Consider the following 3,311-nt stretch of genomic DNA (forward strand, 5'->3'; position numbering starts at 1 on the left):
TGGACCAGGGCCTGCGCTTCGCCATCCGCGAAGGCGGCCGCACGGTCGGCTCCGGCGTGGTGAGCAAGATCATCAAGTAGGCCCAGCCGCCTCACTTGAACTGAACGCAGAGGCCGTCGGGGAAACCCGGCGGCCTTTTGCTTATCGCCGTCGCAGGAAATCTTCGGGTGCGCGCCGCGGCGGCGCTCCCTACCTAGGGGCCTGCACCGACCCACAGGAACGCCCATGCCCACGCTTTTCGATCCCATCCAGATCGGCGAAGTCTCGCTGAAGAACCGCATCGTCATGGCGCCGCTGACGCGTCAGCGGTCCGGCGCCGAGCGCGTGGCGAACGCCATGGTCGCCCGCTACTACGCCCAGCGCGCCGGCGCGGGCCTGATCATCAGCGAGGCGACGTCGGTGACGCCCCTGGGTGTGGGCTATGCCGACACACCGGGGATCTGGTCGGACGAGCAGATGGAAGGCTGGAAGCTGACCACCAAGGCCGTCCACGCAGCTGGCGGCCTGATCTTCCTGCAGCTCTGGCACGTGGGCCGGATTTCCGATCCTAGCTTCCTGGACGGCCAGCCGCCGGTCTCCGCCAGCGCCATCGCCGCCCAGGGCGACGTCAGCCTGCTGCGCCCCAAGCGGCCCTATCCCGTCCCGCGCGAGCTTTCCCTTGAGGAGATCGCCGGCGTGGTCGAGGCCTACCGCAAGGGGGCAGAGAACGCCAAGAGGGCCGGCTTCGACGGGGTCGAGCTGCACGGGGCCAATGGCTACCTGCTCGACCAGTTCCTGCAGGACAAGTCCAACCAGCGCACCGACGCCTATGGCGGCCCCATCGAGAACCGCGCGCGGCTGATGCTGGAGGCGGTGGACGCGGCGATCTCGGTGTTCGGACCCGGCCGCGTCGGCCTGCACCTGGCGCCGCGCGGCGACGCCCACGACATGGGCGATAGCGACCTGAAAGCCACCTTCACCTATGTCGCGCGCGCCATGCGCGAGCGAGGCCTGGCCTTCCTGATGGCCCGCGAGCGCCAGGCGGAGGACAGCATCGGCTCGGTCCTCAAGGCGGAGTTCGGCGGCGTCTACATCGTTAACGAGGGCTTCACCCTGGAGACCGCGCAGGCGGCGGTGGCCTCGGGCGCGGCGGACGCGGTGGGCTTCGGCAAGCTCTTCATCTCCAACCCCGACCTGCCGGCGCGGCTGAAGGTGGGCGCCCCGCTCAATCCCTGGACGGTGGAGACCTTCTATTCGCCGGGCCCGGAGGGCTACGTGGACTATCCGGCCCTCGAAACGGCCGACGCCTAGAACCGCAACCCGCTTCAGCGCACGGGCCGCATCGAGCTGATCTGACCGGCCAGGCCGAACTGGCGCAGGTCCGGCACGTCGTGGTCGAACACCTGGCAGCGGCCGCGGAAGTTGCTGTCGGTGCAGACCTGCCAAGGTTGGCGGCCGTCGATCCGCAGGCTCATGGCGCGGTCATTGTCCTGCCTGGGCAGGTTGGTGATCTCGCTCTGGGTGGTGAACGGCCGGCCGCCGAAGTTCGGACCGTTGAAGAGGGTCAGGGTCGGACGCCCCGCGCCGGGACCGCCGGGGCCGGGGCCGGGTCCGGGCGGCGCATAACCGGGCGCCGGCAGGCAGGACAGCACGCCCTCGCGGTTCTCGATCCGGTTGCAGCCGTCGAATCGCAAGCTCGTCGAGCGCCAGCGCCCGTCGCGGTCGCGGCACTCGGCGGTCATGGTGGCGTCGCGTCCGAAGCCTGAGGTCGAGACGTTGCGGCAGGTCTGGAAATAGTTCCCGGGCGGCGGCTGAGCGCCGCGCGGCTGAGCTTGGGTCGCGCCGGCGGCCAGACAGGCGGCGGCCGCGGCTGCAGCGAGGATTATGGCGCGCGTCATGATCGATCCTCCCGAGGTCGGACTGTCACTCTAGGAGCCTTCGCGGCGCGAGCAAGGCGGTCAGGGCGGGTTCGAGGGGCCGGCTGCGGCGATCGATCCGTCCTGCCGGCCGATGCCTCGCTTGCTCAAGGGGGGCGCCCCTGCTAAACGACCCGGCTCCGGCGATGAAGGGGGCGGCGCGCCTGCGCGTGCGCCATCTAATCGTTGGGGGACCGCCGGGTCCGGCGGGCCATAGGAGTGTAGCTCAGCTGGTAGAGCATCGGTCTCCAAAACCGAGGGCCGGGGGTTCGAGTCCCTCCACTCCTGCCACCCTATATGTGCGATAAGAGGGCGCGACGTCCGCCGCCCCGAACGAGAGTTTGAAGAGCCGCCATGGCCAAGAAACCGGGCAACAGCCCGTCCGCGATACGCCACAGAGCCGCCAAGACCGCCGCGGTCATGGCCAGTCCCTCTGCGGCTGCGCTCGCGCCGCCCAAGAAGCGCACCAGTATCGCCCAATTCGCCCGCGAGGTCCGAGCCGAGGCCCGCAAGGTCACATGGACCACCCGCCGCGAGACCTGGATCACCTCTGTGATGGTCGCGATCATGGTGGTTGTCGCCATGGTGTTCTTCTGGGTCGTCGACTTCGGCGTCAGCTTCAGCGTCAATCAGGTTCTGAAACTGGCGGCCGGGGGTTAGAAACTAGAGATCATGTCTGAAGCCGCTGAAACCACCGCCCCGTCGAACCCCCGCCACAAGTGGTACATCGTCCACGCCTACTCGAACTTCGAGAAGAAGGTGGCCGAGAGCATCCGGGAGCAGGCCAAGACCCAAGGCCTCGACGAATGCTTCTCCGATATCCTGGTGCCCACCGAGGACGTCGTTGAGATCCGTCGCGGCCGCAAGGTCAACGCCGAGCGCAAGTTCTTCCCGGGCTATGTCCTGGTGAAGATGGAGCTGACCGACGAGGCCTACCACCTCATCAAGAACACCCCGAAGGTGACGGGCTTCTTGGGCTCCGGCTCCAAGCCGATGCCGGTCTCCGAGAAGGAAGTCGCCCGCATCATCGGCGCCATCGAAGAAGGCGTCGAGCGGCCCAAGCCTACGATCCAGTTCGAGATCGGCGAGCAGGTCCGCGTCACCGACGGCCCCTTCGCCAGCTTCAACGGCTCGGTGGAGCAGGTCGACGAAGAACGCGCCCGCCTGCGTGTCACCGTCTCCATCTTCGGCCGCGCGACCCCGGTCGAGCTGGAATACAACCAGGTCGAAAAGACCGCCTGAGCCGGCGGTGTGACACCGCCCGGCGCGCCCGATCCGTTGTCCTGTGCGACGCGGGTCGCCGCGCTGCTGCAGGCCAAAGCCTTCCCGGCCGCCATCGCCGAAGCTGAACTCGGACTTCAAGCCTCGCCCGCTTCGGCGGAGCTGTGGAACCTGCTGGCCGCCGCGCGGCTGCTG

The 3,311-nt window shown here is 68.4% G+C and carries 5 protein-coding genes and 1 tRNA gene; 5 read left to right on the plus strand and 1 reads right to left on the minus strand.

The window, feature by feature from the left end; translation table 11 throughout:
- Both VHS75_RS07325 and VHS75_RS07330 read left to right on the plus strand, forming a co-directional pair.
- The coding region (locus tag VHS75_RS07325; protein WP_329637958.1) for a hypothetical protein at nt 1-80 on the plus strand (80 nt) is incomplete at its 5' end.
- A gap of 145 nt (nt 81-225) precedes the next feature.
- The gene (locus tag VHS75_RS07330) at nt 226-1,290 is read left to right on the plus strand and encodes an alkene reductase (protein ID WP_329637954.1); all 1,065 of its coding nucleotides are present in this window, start codon (nt 226-228) and stop codon (nt 1,288-1,290) included.
- A 14-nt stretch (nt 1,291-1,304) separates the two neighbouring features.
- Here the strand turns inward: VHS75_RS07330 and VHS75_RS07335 are convergent, their stop codons facing one another.
- On the minus strand, nt 1,305-1,877 hold the full coding sequence (locus VHS75_RS07335) for a beta/gamma crystallin-related protein (protein WP_329637955.1): 573 nt from the start codon (nt 1,875-1,877) through the stop codon (nt 1,305-1,307).
- A 233-nt stretch (nt 1,878-2,110) separates the two neighbouring features.
- On the opposite strand from VHS75_RS07335, the gene VHS75_RS07340 reads away from it, so the two are divergent.
- From VHS75_RS07340 to nusG, 3 genes are all read left to right on the plus strand, one after another.
- Nucleotides 2,111-2,186, plus strand: a tRNA-Trp gene (locus tag VHS75_RS07340).
- 63 nt (nt 2,187-2,249) lie between these two features.
- Nucleotides 2,250-2,555 (plus strand): preprotein translocase subunit SecE, encoded by a 306-nt coding sequence (gene secE, locus VHS75_RS07345; protein WP_329637956.1) that lies wholly within the window; start codon nt 2,250-2,252, stop codon nt 2,553-2,555.
- A gap of 12 nt (nt 2,556-2,567) precedes the next feature.
- On the plus strand, nt 2,568-3,137 hold the full coding sequence (gene nusG / locus VHS75_RS07350; protein ID WP_329637957.1) for a transcription termination/antitermination protein NusG: 570 nt from the start codon (nt 2,568-2,570) through the stop codon (nt 3,135-3,137).
- Nucleotides 3,138-3,311 lie beyond the last annotated feature (174 nt).

This window comes from Phenylobacterium sp. (assembly GCF_036264965.1).
In the GTDB taxonomy this organism is placed as follows: Bacteria; Pseudomonadota; Alphaproteobacteria; order Caulobacterales; family Caulobacteraceae; genus Phenylobacterium.

Coding starts and splice junctions, on each gene's coding strand:
- VHS75_RS07330 (WP_329637954.1), top strand. CDS start 226: ATGCCCACGCTTTTCGATCCCATCCAGATCGGCGAAGTCTCGCTGAAG.
- VHS75_RS07335 (WP_329637955.1), bottom strand. CDS start 1,877: ATGACGCGCGCCATAATCCTCGCTGCAGCCGCGGCCGCCGCCTGTCTG.
- secE (WP_329637956.1), top strand. CDS start 2,250: ATGGCCAAGAAACCGGGCAACAGCCCGTCCGCGATACGCCACAGAGCC.
- nusG (WP_329637957.1), top strand. CDS start 2,568: ATGTCTGAAGCCGCTGAAACCACCGCCCCGTCGAACCCCCGCCACAAG.